Origin of the sequence: Sphingobium sp. LMC3-1-1.1, from assembly GCF_040676285.1 — a bacterium.
In the GTDB taxonomy this organism is placed as follows: domain Bacteria; phylum Pseudomonadota; class Alphaproteobacteria; order Sphingomonadales; family Sphingomonadaceae; genus Sphingobium.
This window is the reverse complement of sequence record NZ_JBEGHQ010000089.1, coordinates 118095-132366: the sequence shown is the minus strand read 5'-3', so window position 1 is coordinate 132366 and position 14272 is coordinate 118095. Positions and strand designations below refer to the sequence as shown.

General features: G+C 63.7%; 9 protein-coding genes. 8 read left to right on the top strand and 1 reads right to left on the bottom strand.

The window, feature by feature from the left end; translation table 11 throughout:
* Nucleotides 1-79 precede the first annotated feature (79 nt).
* From MRBLMC3_RS22745 to MRBLMC3_RS22730, 4 genes are all read left to right on the top strand, one after another.
* Complete coding sequence (locus MRBLMC3_RS22745; RefSeq protein WP_363832627.1) at nt 80-3604, top strand: thioester reductase domain-containing protein; 3525 nt, start codon at nt 80-82, stop codon at nt 3602-3604.
* Nucleotides 3601-5217 carry a flavin-containing monooxygenase gene (locus tag MRBLMC3_RS22740; RefSeq protein WP_363832625.1) on the top strand — a complete coding sequence of 539 codons (1617 nt, stop codon included), beginning with the start codon at nt 3601-3603 and terminating at the stop codon, nt 5215-5217. Before MRBLMC3_RS22745 ends, MRBLMC3_RS22740 begins: the two co-directional genes overlap by 4 nt.
* Nucleotides 5218-5246: 29 nt before the next feature.
* Entirely contained in the window at nt 5247-6863 is a 1617-nt protein-coding gene (locus tag MRBLMC3_RS22735; RefSeq protein WP_363832623.1) for a GMC family oxidoreductase, read from the top strand.
* A 148-nt stretch (nt 6864-7011) separates the two neighbouring features.
* Complete coding sequence (locus MRBLMC3_RS22730; RefSeq protein ID WP_363832620.1) at nt 7012-7521, top strand: PepSY-associated TM helix domain-containing protein; 510 nt, start codon at nt 7012-7014, stop codon at nt 7519-7521.
* 249 nt (nt 7522-7770) lie between these two features.
* Here MRBLMC3_RS22730 and MRBLMC3_RS22725 read toward each other — a convergent pair whose 3' ends face one another.
* Nucleotides 7771-8664, bottom strand: coding sequence for a LysR family transcriptional regulator (locus MRBLMC3_RS22725; protein ID WP_363832618.1), 894 nt, complete (start codon nt 8662-8664; stop codon nt 7771-7773).
* A gap of 75 nt (nt 8665-8739) precedes the next feature.
* Here MRBLMC3_RS22725 and MRBLMC3_RS22720 point away from each other — a divergent pair, with 75 nt between their 5' ends.
* From MRBLMC3_RS22720 to MRBLMC3_RS22705, 4 genes are all read left to right on the top strand, one after another.
* A complete protein-coding gene (locus tag MRBLMC3_RS22720) occupies nt 8740-9348 on the top strand; it encodes a pyridoxamine 5'-phosphate oxidase family protein (protein ID WP_363752717.1) in 609 nt (202 codons plus the stop codon).
* Nucleotides 9345-9755 carry a VOC family protein gene (locus MRBLMC3_RS22715; RefSeq protein WP_363832615.1) on the top strand — a complete coding sequence of 137 codons (411 nt, stop codon included), beginning with the start codon at nt 9345-9347 and terminating at the stop codon, nt 9753-9755. Before MRBLMC3_RS22720 ends, MRBLMC3_RS22715 begins: the two co-directional genes overlap by 4 nt.
* Nucleotides 9756-10069: 314 nt before the next feature.
* Complete coding sequence (locus MRBLMC3_RS22710) at nt 10070-12448, top strand: TonB-dependent receptor (protein ID WP_363832612.1); 2379 nt, start codon at nt 10070-10072, stop codon at nt 12446-12448.
* Entirely contained in the window at nt 12448-13671 is a 1224-nt protein-coding gene (locus MRBLMC3_RS22705; RefSeq protein ID WP_363832610.1) for a dipeptidase, read from the top strand. The genes MRBLMC3_RS22710 and MRBLMC3_RS22705 overlap by 1 nt, the downstream gene beginning before the upstream one ends.
* The last annotated feature ends 601 nt before the right edge of the window (nt 13672-14272 follow it).

Sequence of the window (14272 nt, the reverse complement as noted above, 5' to 3'; positions counted from 1 at the left end):
TCCAGTCTGCGTCTTGACATGAAAGGAAGTGAATGCTTCACAAAGGGGCCGTCTTCAGTCGGCCCAAGAGGAGAAGAGGATGACCCAAGAGGTGGACGAATGGGCGGACGTGGCAACCCTTCCCGGGGAGAGCCCGCCAGTCGATGAGCAGCTCCGGGCTATCCAGCCTGACGATCGCGTCACAGCTGCGATCGTCCAGCCAGGATTTCCGCTGACCCAGGCCTATTCGCTGCTGTTCGATGCCTATGCCAATCATCCCGCGCTGGGCGAGCGCGCCTGGCGCATGGTGGAGACGGAAGAAGCCACGCGGGTGCGCGACTATCTCGATGCGTTCTCCACGATCAGCTATGCCGAACTTGGGCAAAGGGTGACCGGACTTGCCACAGCCTGGCGACGGCATGACGAGCACATCGTCCGGCCGGGTGAATTCGTTGCGCTGTTCGGCCAGCCGGGAATTGACATCACCACCGGCATACTCGCGGCGATCTTCGCCCAGGCGGTGCACGTGCCCCTGCTGGCGTCCCAGGCGGCGGAGGACACCCGCACGATCCTGGACGAGATTGCGCCGGCAGCGATGCTGGTCGACATCCGCGATGTGGAGCGGATGGTCCCCTTCGCCCTCGCCACGCCCTCCCTGCGCAGCTTCGTCGTGCTGTCGGCCGATCTCCGCATCGACGAGGATGCGGGAATCATCGCGCGCGCGCGCGCGGCCCTGGCCCAAGCCGGCCACGCAATCGCCCTCGCCACCATCGACGAACTGATCGCCTTTGGGCGGGAGCGGACATTCGAACCGCTCCCGGCGGATCCCGCTGGCCAGGATGCCATGCTGGCGATCCTCTACACATCGGGCAGCACGGGCAAGCCCAAGGGGGCGATCTACAGCGAGGCGATCGTGCGCCTGCCGATCCTTCAGGTGGACAAGCCGCAGGCCAATATCGCGCTCATCTTCGCGGGGATGAACCACTCGCTCGGCTACTCGCATGTGTTCCGTACCCTCGCCCAGGGTGGGACGGTGTTTTTCACCCTGAAGAGCGACATGTCCTCGCTGTTCGACGACCTGCGGATCAGCCGGCCGACCCACCTCAACCTGTTTCCTCGCGTGATCGAGCAGATCTACCAATATTTCCTTGGCGAGGTCCTGCACCGGGTGAGCAGGGGCCAGGACCGGACCGAGGCGGAGACCGCGGTTCGCCAGGCCATGGCAAAGACGTTCCTGGGCGACCGGCTGGTCTTTGCAGTGGTCGGCGGCGCCCCGATATCGCGAGAGCTGCGCCAATTCTTCATGGATACGTTCGGCGTTCCGCTATGCGTAGGCTATGGCTCGACCGAAACCTCGGGCGTGACCTTCGACGGCCGGCTCGACCGCCGCTTCGTCACGGATTTCGAGCTGCGCGACGTGCCTGAGCTCGGCTATTCAAATACCGACCGCCCCTGGCCGCGCGGCGAACTGGCAGTCAAGACGCGCAGCGCCATTCCCGGCTATTACAAGGATGCCAAGGCCACGGCCGGGATCCGCGACGAGAATGGCTGGATCCTGACCGGCGATGTGTTCGAACTGCGCGAGGGCGAGGAACTGGTCTGGATCGACCGGCGGAATAATGTGCTGAAACTTTCCCAGGGCGAATATGTCGCGCTGAGCCAGTTGGAGATCGAATATGCCGGGTCGGTTCCCTGGATCAGGCAGATCTATCTCTATGGCACCTCGTTCCGGCCCAATCTGGTCGCGGTGATCGTGCCCGACCGCGACCTTGCGGCCGGGCGGCTGGGCCATGCCCCTGACGAGACGGAACTGCGCAGCCTGCTTCACGCCGGCCTGGCCGAGGCCGCGCACAAGGCCGGTCTGCGCAAGTTCGAAATCCCGCGCGATTTCATCATCGAGGATGAACCCTTCACGATCGAAAGCGGTCTGCTGTCCACCATTCGCAAGCCGCTCAGGGCCGCGTTCAACCGCAAATATCAGGAGCGCCTGGAATCGCTCTATGATGGCATTGCGGCGCGCCAGCGCGAAGAGGTGCTGATGCTGCGCAATCCGGACTCGGGTCTGACGATCGAGGAGCGCATCGCGCTTGCCCTGCGTGCTACGCTGGGGCGTGACGATATCGATTTGTCGGGCAACCCCAGCTTTCTTGACCTTGGCGGCGATTCCTTCGACGCGATCACCCTGTCCATGCTGCTGGAAGATGTCTTCGGAACCGCCATCTCGGCCAGCGCCATCCTCAGCCCCAGCGGCGGTCCGCGGCGCTGGGCCGAAATGCTTCGCGGCGGCCAGGAGGAGGACAGCCTGACCTTCGCCGCTGTCCATGGCGAAAATGCGCAGGTGCTTGAGGCTGCGGACCTCGACCCCGCGCGCCTGCTGCCGGACGGGGTGGGCAGGGGCGCGAGTCCCGCCAAGGATGCGGCCTTGACGCGCGTGGTGCTGGTGACCGGCGCGAACGGATTTCTGGGCCGTTTCGTCACGCTCGAATGGCTGGAGCGCCTCGCCCCGCTGGGCGGCAGGGTGATCGCCCTGGTCCGGGGCGTGGACGAGGCGGATGCGCGGCGCCGGCTCGAAGACGCCTACGGCGCAGATGACGCCGAACTTGCGAAGCGGTTCAGCGAGCTTGCGGCCGACCATCTCGAGGTCATTGCCGCCGATCTGGGCGAGCGGGGCCTTGGCATCGATGCAGCCGTTCGGGACGATCTCGCCCAACGGGTGGACCGGATCGTCCATGTCGGCGCACTGGTCAACCACCGCATGTCCTACAAGGACCTGTTCCAACCCAATGTGGCAGGGACTCTCGCCCTTATCGAACTGGCGCTTGCCGGGCGGATCAAACCGATCGACTTCGTCTCCTCCCGGGCGGTCTCGGGATTGCCCGGCGTCGGCGGGGCCGATCTGGAAACGGCCGACATACGCGCCGCCCTGCCCCGGATTGCGCTCGGCGATGACTATGCTGTCGGCTATGCCGCCAGCAAATGGGCCGGCGAGGTGCTGCTGCGCCATGCGCATGAGCAGTTCGGCCTGCCGGTCAATGTGTTCCGGTGCGGGATGCTGATGGCGCATCGAAAATTCGTCGGGCAGATCAACGTCCCGGACCTGTTCATCCGCCTTCTGGCCAGTCTCGTGCTGGCGGGGGTACGCCCGCCTTCCTTCTATGCCGATGCCGCCGACCCGGCAGGGTTTGAAGGCTTGCCGGTCGACCATGTCGCCCGCGCCATGGTCGATCTCGCACTGGCCGGCGAGCCAGGCTATCGCAGCTTCGACGTTGCTCCCTCCATCGAAACGGGTTCGGCCTCGCTCGACCGCATCGCCGACTGGATCGAATCGGCCGGCTACCCCCTCGATCGGGCAAGCAGCCATTCGGAATGGCTGGCGCAGCTTGAGGCACGGCTGGAGCGCCTGCCCGCCCAGGCTCGTCAGTCCAGCGCCCTGCCGATTCTTTCCGCCTTCGCCGCGCCCATGACGCGGAGCCAGGTCCGTGCGGGAGGGGCCTTCGCCCACGCGCTGCGGAACGACGGCAGCGAAGCGCCACCGGCCCTGACGGAGGCGTATCTGCACAAGCACCTCGCCGACATGCAGCAGCATGGTCTTATCTCACCGGCTTCCAAAGGATGTGTCCAATGACGAATGAAGTAGACGCGATCGTGGTCGGCGCCGGCTTTGCCGGGCTGTACATGCTGCACAACCTGCGGGAGAAGGGCTTGTCGGCCAAGCTGATCGAGGCGGGCAAGGACGTGGGCGGGGCGTGGTACTGGAACCGCTATCCGGGCCTGCGCTGTGACGTGGAATCGACCGATTACCAGTATCAGTTCTCGGACGAGATCGAGCGCGGGTGGGACTGGCCGGAGCGCTATTCCAAGGGGCCCGTGATCCAGAACTATCTGTCCTATGTCGCCGACACGCTGGACCTGCGCCGCGACATCCTGTTCGAGACGACGGCCACGGCAGCTACCTTCGAAGAGGACAGGCAAAGCTGGCTGGTCGAGACCGATCGCGGCGGCACCTTCCGTGCCAGCTACTTCATTCTCGCGGTGGGACCGCTGACTTCGGTGAACACGCCCCCCTTTGCCGGCATGGAGGAATTCAAGGGCCGCCTGTTCCATACCGCCCGCTGGCCGGAGGATCCTGTCGACTTCACCGGCCGCCGGGTCGGAATCATCGGCACCGGCTCGTCTGGCGTGCAGAGCATCCCGGTCATCGGCCAGGAAGCGGCCAGCCTGACGGTTTTCCAGCGCACCCCGGCCTTCAGCCTGCCGGCCGAAAATCGCGCGCTCTCGGCGGACGAGATTCGGCAGAAGCACGGGCAATTCGCCAGGGACCGCGAGGTGCGTCGCGCCTCTTCGGGAGGGCTGAGCTGGATGCTGAGCACGCGCAGTGCGCTTGAGGTCAGTGACGAGGAGCGCGAGGCCGAGTTCGAGCGCTGCTGGACGTTGGGCGGCTTCGCTTTCATCCAGTCCTTCCGTGACATCCTGCTCAGCCAGGAAGCGAACGACCTTGCCGCCGATTTCATCAAGCGCAAGATCCGGGCCAAGGTGAACGACCCGGAGACAGCTGCTGTCCTGACCTCGCAGGCATATCCGTTCGGTGCCAAGCGGCCGTGCCTTGACACCAACTACTATGAAACCTTCAATCTCCCGCACGTCCAGCTGGTGGACCTGAGGAAAGCGCCGCTCGAACGGTTCTGTGCCGAAGGGATCGTCGCGGGTGGTGCAGTCCATGCATTCGACGATATCGTCCTGGCGACTGGATTCGATGCTGTGACCGGGGCCGTGCTCAAGCTGAAGATCACCGGTAAAGGTGGCCTTTCGCTCGGGGACGTGTGGTCGTCCGGACCGCAGACCTACCTCGGCATCGCCATCGCAGGCTTTCCCAACCTGTTCATGATCGACGGCGCGCAGAGCCCTTCGATCATAGTCAACGCTCCCTTGGCGATCGAGCAGCAGGTCGAATGGGTCGGCGATTGCATCGAGCAGATGCGTCGGAACGGCTACACGACAATTGAGGCCAGCGAACCAGCCCAACAAGAATGGGTTGCGCACGTGGGCGAGGTGGCCAACTACACGCTGATGGTAAATGCGGACTCCTGGGCCATGGGTGCCAATATTCCCGGCAAACCGCGCGTCTTTTCCTTCTATCTCGCCGGTCTCGATGCCTACCGCAACAGGTGCGCAGCGGTGGCGGAGGGCGGCTATGAAGGTTTCCGCCTGGAAAAGGCGATGGGCGCGGTCGCCGCCTGACAGATTCGCAGGACGGACGGGAGGACGACATGGAGTTCGACTATATCATAGTCGGCGCGGGGTCGGCGGGCTGCGTCCTGGCCAACCGTCTCAGTGCGCGGACGGGCAACCGCGTCCTGCTGATCGAGGCCGGGGGCGATGATCGTCCGTTCCGCAATCCCCGGCAGTTTGTCCTGAACAGCCTGATCCACATTCCCGCCGGATACCGCTATACGATGGAGGCTCCGCCGCTTAGCTGGAACTACACGTCGGAACTGGGCGGGATCAACGCGGGCCGGTCCGCGCCGTACCCGCGCGGACGCGTCCTCGGCGGCAGCTCTTCCATCAATGGCATGATCTATGTGCGCGGACAGGCGGCGGATTACGACCTGTGGTCGCAGCTTGGTTGCACCGGCTGGGGATGGAGCGATGTCCTGCCTCTGTTCAAGCGCAGCGAGGACCAATGCCGGGGGGCGGACGACGCCCATGGCGCCGGTGGCCCGCTGACGGTTTCCGACGTCCCCCGCGATCCCGTTTCGGACGCCGTTCTCGCAGCCGCCTCGCAGGCGGGACACAGGCTGGTCGATGACTATAATCGGGGCGATCCGGAGGGCTTTGCCTATATCCAGGCCACCCAGCGGCGCGGGCGGCGCCGGTCGAGCGCGGTCGCCTATCTCCACCCGATCATGCACCGCAAGAACCTCAAGGTCGAAACCGACACTCTGGTGACCGGCATCCTCATCGAGGAGGGCCGGGCGAAGGGGGTGCGTGTCCGCAAGGGCGGCGAGACGCGCGAGATCGCCTGCCGGGGGGAAGTCATCCTGTGCGGAGGCGTGGTCAATTCCCCGCAGTTGCTCGAACTTTCGGGCATCGGCGATCCGGCGATCCTGCGTGCGGCAGGCATCGAGGTGCGCCACCCGCTGGCGGGCGTGGGCAAGAACCTTCAGGACCATTGGTGCACCATGCTGCGCTTCCGCCTGCGGCCGGGCACCCCGTCGATCAACACGGCGGTGAGCGGCGTCGGCCTGATGGGCGAGGTGGCGAAATATCTGTTCGCCCGGAAGGGGGCGCTATCCGCGCCGCCTGCCACTGTCATGGGGTTTGTCCGCAGCGAGGCGGTGCTCGACATCCCGGACATACAGGTCAATATGGTGAGCGCCTCGGCCGATCCCGCCACGGGCGAGATCGACAGCTTTCCCGGCGTCACCATCGCTGCTTGCCAATTGCGTCCGGCAAGCCGCGGATCGATCCATGTCGCCAGCGGCGACGCGACCCGTCAGCCGCGCATCCTGCTCAACTTCCTCGACGCTGCCGAGGATCGCCGGAAGATCGCCGCGGGTCTTCGCATCAGCTGTGAGATATCCCGCCAGCCTGCGCTCGCATCAATAATCGAAGGGCCTGCCGGCGACCATCCGGACGAGAATGAAGAGGCGTCACTGCTCGAACATGCCCGCACTTTCGGTTACGGCATCTTCCACGGCGTGGGCACATGCGCGATGGGCGCCGACGAGCATGCTGTCGTCGATCCGCGCCTGCGCGTACGGGGCATCGCGGGTCTGCGGGTGGCGGACGCCTCGATCATGCCGCGCATCGTCTCGGGGAACACCAACGCCGCCGCGATCATGATCGGCGAAAAGGCGTCGGACCTGATCCTGGCCGACGCCTGATCGGGGACATCAACGAGTGGACCCTCGCGTCCGAGCAGATTGGGAGTGGTTGAAATGGGCCGGATGCAAGGAAAAGTAGCCATCATCACGGGTGGCGCCCGAGGGATGGGGGGCCACCGCCCGGGCCATGTCGGCTGAGGGAGCAAGCGTGATCGCGGCTCGTGCGATGCCGACCAGCGTCGCGCTGGACCGGCTGGTTGCCATTGCGCGCAGAGCCGATCCTGCGCTCGATATTCGGGAAATCCGCATCACACCCGACAATGGCGTCATCTTTCTGGGCCAATCATCCGCCTGGCTGGTACGCGACCGCGCCAATGCGGTGGTGGTCGATCCGGCGACGTCGCGGGTTGTCGCGCGGCTGGATGGACGCGCACTGAGCGCGCATCAGCGCCTTTCCGAAATGGCCGATCCGCTGCATTTCGGCACGTTCGGCGGCCTGTGGACGAAAGCCGTCTGGTTCCTCTTCGGCGCATTGCTGACGGCGATGGCCGTCACCGGCACGATGATCTGCGCGATGCGGCTGGCCAGATCGTCACGCTCCAACGCTGGCAGCATGAAGATCGCCTGGCAAGGCATGGGCGCCTGGGGATATATTGGCATCGCCCTCATTCTCCTCACCCTGATCCTGACGCCGGAGGCGATTAGGGGAGCAAGCTGAAGGACATCGACCGATGCTCTGTAAAAACGCCTGCTTGTGATTGGGTTTCCTGGCGTTTCGGGAGACTTGGTCATGAGGCATTTCGTCGACGGGCAAGATCGGCGGCAGGATAGCTTTCTGCCTGTATCGCTTGATGATTATGTCGCCGAGGATAACCCGGTGCGAGTGGTTGAGGCCTTCATCGATGAGCTGGATTTAGCAGCGCTCAACTTTGGCGGGATTCAACCGCGCTTCAACAGCGATTCTTCATCAACGCCACGCCATCTGCCTTGCCTGCTCCCGCATCGCCTCGATGAAGGCGCGAACCGCAGGCATGGCGGCCCTTCCGGGGTCGTAGAGCAGGCTCACCGGTATGGGCGGCGGCGCATGATCCGCCAGCACCTCGGCCAGCCGCCCGCTCGCGATGTTCGCTGCGGACTGGTAACTCAGCACATTGGCAAGCCCCACGCCCGCCTCCGCCGCGGCGATGGTCGCGTCGATACTATTGACGGTCAGCCGGGGAACCGCCTCCGCGATTGTCTCGCCTCGCGGTCCAAAAGGCCAGGCGCTGCCGACGCGCACCCCGCTGCCCGCAACGCAGCGATGCCTCGAGAGATCGGCAGGGTTCTTGGGCACACCATGCTCGGCAAGATAGGCCGGACTTGCCACGATGGTCTGCCGCACCGATCCTATCGTCACCACCCGCAGCGCGCTGTCGGTCAACGCGCCGATCCGCACCGCCACGTCGATCCCCTCTTCGATGATGCGGACATTGCGGTCGAGCAGCATCATGCGTGCTGTCAGTCCGGCATGGGTCGCCAGCAGCGCGTTGATGACAGGCAGCACATGCAGACGCCCGAACATCACCGGAGCGGTCACATAGAGCTGCCCACGCGGCACGGACCGCCCTCCCATCGCGATCTGCTCCGCCTCGCGCAATTCGGACAATATGCGCCGTGCCCGGTCGAGAAAGGCGGCCCCCTCGTCCGTCAGCGACACCGCCCGCGTCGAGCGATGGAACAGAGTGACACCAAGATGACGTTCGAGCGCCGCGATCGCACGGGTGACGGCCGGCGGCGACATTTCCAGCGCCCGCGCTGCCGCTGCAAAGCCGCGCTGGTCTGCCACCGCGACAAAGGCGGAAAGGCTCTCGAAACGATCCATTATTCCTCAAATTGAAATAGTGAAGACCAATCATCGCGGATTATCGCCATTGTAGCAACGCGCTATTTCCAGCCCATGGCACAGACTTTCCTCCATACCCTCTTCGGTCTCGGCGCCCGAGCCTTGCAGGCGGCTGCCGGATCACGTGCTTCCTATGCCCGTATGGAAGCCGGTGCCGGTCCGGTCGACAGGCTGACCGACCGCGAACTGGACTTCATCTCGGCCCGCGACAGCTTCTACATGGCGAGCGTCTCCGAGGATGGATGGCCTTATGTCCAGCATCGCGGCGGTCCGGCGGGTTTCCTGCGGCATGTGACGGGCAATCGTATCGGTTTCGCGGACTATCGCGGTAATCGGCAATATCTCTCCACCGCCCATGTCGCCGCCGACGACCGCGTCGCGCTGTTCCTGATGGATTATCCAAACCGCCGTCGGCTCAAGATGATTGGACATGCCCGTGCCAGCGAAGACCCGGCGGACATCGCCGCGCTGATGCCGCCTGATTATGCGGCAGAGCCCGAGCGCGCCTTCCTGATCGATGTCATCGGCTTCGACTGGAACTGTCCGCAGCACATCACCCCGCGCTTCACCGGGGTAGAGGTCCGGCGGGCTTCCCAACCCCTCATCGACGAAATCGCGGCGCTGCGTGCCCGCATTACCCAACTGGAAGGACAGGAATCATGACCGGCAAGCTCACCCAGGGTGTCCATCACATCGGCCTCACCGTACCCGATCTCGATCAGGCGCGCGCCTTCTTCTGCGGCACGCTGGGCTTCGCGGAGACGGGCGGCGTTCCGGACTATCCGTCCATCTTCGTGTCCGACGGCGCGATCCTGCTGACGCTGTGGCGCGCGGCTGACCCGCTCACCGCCCGGGCCTTCGACCGGCGCGCCAATATCGGCCTCCATCATCTCTCGCTGTCAGTCGCCGACGATGCCGCGCTGGATGCGGCGTGGGACGCAGTAACGGCGCATCCCGAAGTGGTGGTCGATGCCGCGCCCGGCCCCATCAGCCCGACTTCCTCGACGCGCCATTTCCTCATCTTCATTCCCGGTGGCATTCGTCTTGAGTTCGCCACGCCTTTTGCCTGAAAGGACCCGACGATGTCGCGACCACCAGTCGCCCATGATCGTCGTACACTGCATGATGCGCACTTCGTCAGGCGACGACCCGTCATTGCTCTGCCTGCCGACGGATCTGTTCTGATGGCCGTATCCTCGGATTAGGCATAAGCGAGTAGCGGATTTTCCTCATCGCTTCGTTTCAAATTGCAACTATGCAATAGACCCGTCCGGCAGGCCGAGCGTTCGCCAGCAGGGAAGCGACTGGAGTGGAAAGGCGCATCCTTGGGAACGCGCTCCTGAGAGGCTCGTGACGCCCCCAGACGGGCCAACAGGGAGCCAATATGCCTTCGATTCCTGCTTTCCGCCGCGCATCTCATGCGGCACTCCTACTCTCCTGTTGCGTGGCAGGCCTGCCCTCCGCCGCCTGGTCACAGGATCCCGCTTCGGCCGACGAGAGCAACGCGATCACCGTCACGGGGCGCCGCGTCTCGCAATCGTCCGAAGCGATTGGCGAGGACAAGATCAGCAATGTCGTGGCGGTGACGCGGGAGGCGCTGCTATCGGCGCCTTCGGGCATTTCGGGCCTCAAGATGCTGGAGCAGCTACCCGGCTTCAACGTGCAGACCGACGGCGCGCTAGGCCTTTACGAATTCGGCAACAGCGTCCAGACCCGCGCTTTCAACCTCGACCAGATCGGCTTCGTGGTCGACGGCATCCCCACCGGGCGCAGCGATGCCTTTGGCGGCAGCCCGGTGTTCCGTTATGTCGACAATGAAAATCTGGGCGCGGTCGTCGCCTCGGTCGGGGCGGGCGATGTCGGCCTGCCCAGCTATTCCTCCCTTGGTCCCGTGGTGCAGTATAACAGCATCGCCCCGCAGGACGAGATGGGCCTGTTCGTGTCGCAGAGCTTCGGCGATTTCGACATGAAGCGCACCTTCATCCGCGCCAGCACCGGGCAGATCGGGCCGTTCAAGGCCTATGTCAGCCGCACCAAGCTCAACAGCGACCTGTGGCGCGGCCCCGGCACCGTCGACCGCGAACATTGGGAAGGACAGATCCACGCCGATCTGGGTGGCGACAGCTGGGCGCGGTTGAAATTCGTGTCGAACGATTTCCTCGACTATGACTCGCCCACCATCACCCGCGCCCAATATAACTGCACCGTGAAAAATGCACTGGGCCAGTGTGGGCGCGACTATGCCTATATCGAAAATGTGCCGAACACGACCCCCGGATTCAATCCCACAGTACCGGGCGTCTACTATTCCAACAGCGCTTACACGTCCGTTTATAACCTTGCCATCAACGTTCGCAAGGATCGGCTCTATGGCGCGACCGTCCATGCCGGGATTGCGGACGGAGTATGGGCGGAATCCACCCTATATTGGGAGGATAAGGACGGCTATGGCGTGTCGCCCGACAGCTACGCCAATTCGCTCGGCCGCTACAGGCCGCAGTTGCAGGCCGGGCTGGCCGTCACCGCCCCCAGGGGCGTGCAATATGGCAAGTCCGGCGTTGGCGGCGACCGCTATGGCATCACCAGCAAGCTGCACTGGGAGATTGGCAGCAACGCGCTGGAAGCAGGCATCTGGGCAGAGGTCGACAAATATCACCGCACCCAGGCGCGCTACAACACCACCGACGGCGCGCCCGACGGCGCGCCCAATCTGGACGAACTGGTCTATCTGCGCCGCGACTATCGGTCGCAGCGCGACACCTTGCAGCTCTTCCTGAAAGACACGATCAAGCTGGCCGATGACAGGCTGGTGCTCGATCTGGGCTTCAAGGGGCTGATGCTGGATTACCGGCTGAGCGGGTATCGCGACTTCGACGATTATTATCGCGTTCTGAATGGCGTCGGCGTGCCGGGTTGGGGGCCGTCGATCAACAGCGCGCATTATAACGACATGTTCCTGCCCATGGCGGGCCTGCTCTACAAGCTGGACGGCCGATCGCAGATCTTCGCCTCCTATGCCGAGAATATGGCGCTGCCCAAGGGGATGGACGACATCTATGCCGTCACCCGCCCCGGAACTTCGGCTCTGGTGCCGCAGCCCAAGCCTGAACGGTCGAAGAATATGGAATTGGGCTTCCGCACCAATCAGGGGCAGCTTTATGCCTCCATCGCGGCCTTCTATACCAAATTCGCCAACCGCATTCAGTCGATCACCACCTTTGTCCCGGGCGGCGGCGCGTCGACCGAGACATTCTACCAGAATGTCGGACGCGTTCGCGCCTATGGCGTGGAATTTGCGGGCACCTACAAGCCCTCTTTCCTGAACGGCCTTGCCTATGGCAACCTGAACGTCACCTATAACAACGCCAAGTTCAAGGACGACATCATCGCATCGACCGTGATCCCGATCGCGGGCAAGTTCCTGCCCGACAGCGCGAAATGGATCGTCGGCGGCGGCGTGACGGTGGAACCGGCCAGCTGGCTGGTGGCCAATGTCTCGGGCAAATATACGTCGCGGCGCTGGTCGACCTTCACCAACAGCGCGGGGTCGAGCGTGCCGGGCTATACGGTATTCAGCGCCTATGTCGACATTGGCGATGGTTTCAGCGTCGGCCCGTTGAAGAGCCTGAAGGCGCGTTTCAATGTCGACAATATCTTCGACAAGGACAGGCTGTCCTTCATATCCTCCGCGGTATCGGGTGACGGCGCGTTCCGGCCGCTGTCGCCGCGCACCTTCCAGTTCACCATTTCCGGGGAGATTTGATGCGAGTTTGCCTTCTTGCCGGAGCGGCGCTGATCGCGCTGCTCCCCACCGCAGCATCAGCGCAGGCTGTGCCGAAAAAAGTCTATCAATTGCACCAGAAGATGCTGACACTGGACAGCCACCTCGACACGCCCGCTTCGCTCGACCTGCCCGGCTGGTCGATCGAGGAGGAGCATGATGTGCATGGTGACTATACCCAGGTCGACCTGCCCCGGATGAAGAAGGGCGGCCTGGATGGCGGATTCTGGGCGATCTACACGCCGCAGGGACCGCTGACGGTCGAGGGGTTCCGCAAGGCGCGTGACTTCGCGCTGCTGCGCGGCATGTCGATCCGGTCGATGGTGGCCGCCGATCCCGCCAACTTCCAGCTTGCGCTGACAGCGAAGGACGCCGCGCCGATCGCGGCGACGGGCAAGCGGATCGTCTATATCTCGATCGAGAACGCCTATCCGCTGGGCGAGGATGTGTCGCTGCTCAAAACCTTCTACGACATCGGCGTGCGGGTGTCGGGCTTTGCCCATTTCGCGCATAACCAGTTTGCCGACAGTTCCACCGATCCTTCAAAAAGGCCGCGCTATGGCGGCCTCAGCCCACTGGGCAAGCAATTGCTGGCGGAGATGAACCGGCTCGGCATCGTGCCCGACGCGTCGCACAGTTCGGATCAGGTACTGGACGATCTGTTGGCCCTGTCCAAGACGCCGGTGCTGCTGACTCACTCGGGCTGCAAGGCGATCTACGATCATCCGCGCAACATCGATGACGCGCATCTGAAAGCGCTGGCGGCGCAGGGCGGGGTCATCCAGATGAACGCCTATGGCGCCTATCTGCGCGCATCCAAGCCCAATCCCGAACGACAGAAGGCGATGGCCGCGCTGATGGGTCAGATGCGCGAAGACGCGAAACTCTCGCCCGAAAAGCGCGCCGAATTGCTGTCCAAGCGGCAGGAGATCGACCGGCTCTATCCTGAAAAGGATAAGGCGACCTTCGATGATTTCATGGCGCATATGCTCCATGCGCTCAAGGTGGTGGGACCGGACCATGTCGGCATCGGCCTCGATTGGGACGGCGGCGGCGGGGTGGTCGGCCTTGAGGATGTGGTAGACCTGCCGAAGATCACCAACGCCTTACTGAAGGCGGGCTATTCGGAGGCGGATATCCAGAAAATCTGGTCCGGCAATGTGCTGCGCGTGCTGAAGGCGGCGGAGGACGGCAAGGTAAAATGACCGAAGGCTCCGCCTGTCCCATGGGCTACCCATGTGGGCCGAATGATCAGTGCGGCTCGGGAAGGCATAATCCTCCAGTGATCCGCCCCGCAACTCCAACCACCGGAGCAGGCTGGCGCGAGCATCGTCCATCAATTCGAACTGAACAGGACGCCCGGCTTTTTGCTGAACGACAATCGCCCGCGTCCGAACTTTTCGGTCACAAAGGATGTCGCCGATCTTGATCTTCACCAGGTCACAGCCGCGAAGTTCGCTGTCGATGGCAAGGTCAAAAAGCACCGGTCCAGGGTTTACCCATGCTGATCAAGAAAGAAGCGGATTGCCCATATCTGACGGGGCTCTAGCGCGCGTTTCGCACCGACTTTGCATCCCGCGTTCCATGATACTCGCTCGCGTGCAGCGGGATCAAATTCCGATAATCCCATGACACTTCTCCTCGGGCCACGATAGCCCGGAGGAAGCACGCTCGAAAGCGGACCAGAGCCGGCCATTCACGCATCACTGGTTGAACGGCCGGTCGCGACACGGGCAGCCGGTCGGGTCCCCTGATCGAAAATCTGCCCCCTGCTCTTCTCAGCCATTCCCGGCTTTTGCGATGTCC